Below are 3,366 nucleotides of genomic sequence, written 5' to 3' on the forward strand. Positions count from 1 at the left end.
ATGAGGGATATATAAGAAAAATAGATAATGATATTAAAAAGTATAAAAAATTAGATAGTATAAAAATTCCAAGAGAATTTGATTATAACAATATTCCAGGGCTTAGGAGAGAGTTTGTAGAAAAATTTAAAAAAGTTAAGCCCGGGACATTAGCGCAGGCTATTCAGATACCAGGGGTTACTCCTTCAGCAATATCGATTTTGCATGTGTACATAAAGAAAGGGAATTATGAGAGAGCTAATAAAATTAGCTAAACCAACGTATACACAGCTAGATTTATTAGAACATTTCTACAGTATTCATAACGAGGAAAGCCTCAACTTAACAGCTATTAAAGATAGAGAAAGTTTCTATGTAAAACATTATTTAGATTCTATATATATATTTAAAAAATTAGATCTTAAATTTAACAAACTCATTGACATTGGTAGTGGGGGTGGTTTTCCAGGTATTCCCATAGCAATTTTTTATCCAAATAGTGAGGTTATATTAATTGAGAGTAAAATAAAAAAATGCAAATTTCTTGAGAATGCAATTAAAAGGTGTGGAATTAATAATGTAAAGATAATTAATGAAAGGGCTGAAAAGATTGATCATTTAAAAGCCGATATTATAACTTCAAGAGCTGTTGGGAAGATTAGCTATATATTAAATATCACTAAACAAATGTATAAAAAAAACACAAAATTGATACTCTATAAAGGTGAAAATTATCAAAATGAAATAAAAGCAGCAAGAAATTGTTTAAAAAAAAACAAAAAATATGATATAGAAACAGTTAGAGTAGATGAGACATTTAAAAGAACTTATATTATTATCAATATTAATAATTAATTTATTTATTTTATATGGATGTGTAAAGCATAAAGATACTAGAGAATATAGTTTAGGCCAAAACTTTTCACCATACTTTTTTGCAGTTAAAAATCCAAGTAAAGAGGACTGGTATATTTTAAATAGCTATATTAGAGAGTTTAATTATCCTACTAACATTGAGGCTGCAATAATGTTAGGTGGCTATTACGTAAAGAAAGGAGAGCTTGAAAAGGCTAAAACAATATTAGAGAACAACCTTAGCAAAATAGGGAGTGTAGGTTTTACAAAATTAATTGGTTATATGTGGTTATATTATGTTTATTTACAGCTAGATTATCAAAAAAAAGCAAATGAAAAATTAATAAAAATCAATGAATATAAAGGGCAAGACTTTTTTGAAAAGGCATTGAAAGCATTTTGTATATCTATCTCTGAGCCCATTGGCAGCATTAATTATAGTTGTTTAGATAGGTTATCTGAAAAAAGTGTATCTAAAAAGCCCCATGAAAAAATTATTAAACTTAATTATGATAACAAATCAATTGAAAGCAATCTGCAGCTAAATTATCAAATAAGCGAGTCTATATTTGTTGACAAGAAAAGTATTAACCAAAAAATGGTGGATGCTATGATCTATGCAATAAACAAGTTTAATCTGAATTATCACATAATTATGGATGGCGGTGATGGTGCTGGTCATAATATATATTTATATAAAGAAGATAATGAAATACTTTTGAATTATTATGGAAAGCAGATAAATTTTGGTTGGGATTACCTAGATGAAGTTAATAATTTTTATGATAACGTTCCTTTAGATAGAAAAAAAATGATTTTGATAATTGTTTCAGATGAATTTAAACAGGTTGGTAAATATTTAGCAAAATTATATAATAATAATAATTATAATGCTAAATTGTTGTTATATACAGATGAAGGATATAAATATGATTTAAAAGCCTTAGAAAATAAGTATGATGATAATGTTACATTCATAAATATTGGCAACGAAGATGAAATAGTAAATTATATGCCACTAATAAGATTCTTTTTTAATTATGAGACTGATGTATTTTCTATTATCAGCTATTTTACAGGATTATATTTAAAAAATATATATAACGATTATTTTAACAATTCTTATGTAGTCGCCCAAGCAAACTTGACAAAAGATGAGAGTAAAATCTTTATAAAGGAGTTTGAAAACTTTATGGGATATAAACCTGCAATCTGGAGCTTTATTGGCTATGATGTAATATGTTTTCTAAAAAATAAGAATAATAATTTAAATAATAATTATAATGGATATTTAACTGATGTAATATATATATCAGACTCTTCAAAAAATGTTGAAAGAAATTTTTATTTATTTTATATAAACAATAATGTTGTAAATGAAATATTTCGTTTATTAAATTTTAGTGATTTTATTATTGACAATTTATAAAATATAGCTAAATTTAATTGCCTAATTTAATAACTATGTTATAATGAAAATATAACAATTGATAACAAAGGGGTGAGATGTGAAAAATGTTAGAAGAGAAAAAACCGATTATGCAGTTCAATCTGTAAATAATGCAATAGATGTTTTGGAGTTACTTGCCGAGGAAGGTGGGGAATTATCTGTTAGTGAATGTGCTGCAAAGTTAGGTCTCACAAAAAGTAATGCTTCAAATATCTTAAATACCTTAGCTGTTTTTGGTTTTGTGGAGCACAATAAATATACAGGAAATTATAGGCTGGGGGTAAAAACATTCCAGATAGCCCAAACATATCTATCAAATATGCAGCTAATTGATGTTTCAAGAGAATATTTAAATAAGGTGAGAGATGAACTTGATGAGACCTCTTATATTAGTGTTATGAGGGAAAACAATATTATATATCTAAATGTTGTTGAAACAAGAAAATCTGTTAGGGTCAAATCACGTATTGGGACAATAAAACCAGCGTATGCGTCAGCTAGCGGTAAAGTTCATCTATCATCATTATCCAATAATCGTATTAAAAGCATTTATCCAGAGACATTAGAAAAGCTTACTGAACATACAATAGGGAATGTTGATGATCTATTAAAGGAGATTGAAGAGGTAAGAAAGCAAGGCTATGCCATGGATATAGAGGAAATGGAGCATGAGGTTTATAGTGTGGCAGCACCTGTTTATAATTTTCTTGGAGAAGTTGTAGGGGCAATTAGTTGTAGCATTCCAAAGGTTAGGGTCAATGAAGATTTTATAAAAAATAAAGTTGTTCGAGTGGTGTGTGAAAACGCAAAAAACCTCTCTGTGCGATATGGATATAAAGTGGTATAAAATACAGATATATAAAAGATAATAAAATTTATTTTTTAATCATTTTTAAAATAAGTTAAATTTCAAGTTGTAAGGAGTATTTATGGCTGAGGAGTTTACATATAAAGCTGAGACTAAACAGTTGCTTAATTTGCTTATTAATTCACTTTATACAAAGAAGGATATATTTTTAAGAGAGTTAATATCAAATGCTTCAGATGCTATTGATAGGCTAAAAATTTATGGGATAACAAAT

Annotated in this window: 4 protein-coding genes; all 4 read left to right on the forward strand. The window is 27.2% G+C overall.

Annotated features, from left to right (window positions below; all coding sequences use genetic code 11):
- The coding region (locus SVN78_09625) for a tRNA uridine-5-carboxymethylaminomethyl(34) synthesis enzyme MnmG (GenBank protein MDY6821863.1) at positions 1-254 on the forward strand (254 nt) is incomplete at its 5' end.
- Entirely contained in the window at positions 229-834 is a 606-nt protein-coding gene (gene rsmG, locus SVN78_09630; protein ID MDY6821864.1) for a 16S rRNA (guanine(527)-N(7))-methyltransferase RsmG, read from the forward strand. The genes SVN78_09625 and rsmG, both read left to right, overlap by 26 nt.
- A complete protein-coding gene (locus tag SVN78_09635) occupies positions 788-2,263 on the forward strand; it encodes a hypothetical protein (protein ID MDY6821865.1) in 1,476 nt (491 codons plus the stop codon). The genes rsmG and SVN78_09635 overlap by 47 nt, the downstream gene beginning before the upstream one ends.
- A gap of 79 nt (positions 2,264-2,342) precedes the next feature.
- Entirely contained in the window at positions 2,343-3,131 is a 789-nt protein-coding gene (locus SVN78_09640) for an IclR family transcriptional regulator (GenBank protein ID MDY6821866.1), read from the forward strand.
- The last annotated feature ends 235 nt before the right edge of the window (positions 3,132-3,366 follow it).

It is taken from the genome of Deferribacterota bacterium, assembly GCA_034189185.1.
In the GTDB taxonomy this organism is placed as follows: Bacteria; Chrysiogenota; Deferribacteres; order Deferribacterales; family UBA228; genus UBA228.